We start from the raw sequence: 243 nt of genomic DNA on the forward strand, positions 1-243 counted from the left end.
TTAGCCAGATATACGCCAGGAATGGGGAATTGTTTAGCGGCAGAATATGTAAACAAAAGCGGCAATAAATGTTGCCGGGAGAGATGGTAGGGCGGATAAGATGCGTCAGCATCGCATCCGACACCAACCCGCACGCTAAATATAAAAGGGGAGCGGTTTCCCGCTCCCCTTTGGTGCGACTTGAATCTGAATTACTTCAGGTATTTCAGAACAGCATCAAGCAGTTGCAGTGCTGCAACAATG

General features: G+C 48.1%; 1 protein-coding gene. It reads left to right on the top strand.

The window, feature by feature from the left end; genetic code table 11:
• Nucleotides 1-68, top strand: a 68-nt coding sequence (ysdE, locus tag KI356_RS28950; protein WP_212736912.1) for a hypothetical protein, incomplete at its 5' end; no start/stop codon positions are given.
• Nucleotides 69-243: the final 175 nt, after the last annotated feature.

Source organism: Bacillus hominis, from assembly GCF_018332515.1.
GTDB lineage: Bacteria > Bacillota > Bacilli > Bacillales > Bacillaceae_G > Bacillus_A > Bacillus_A hominis.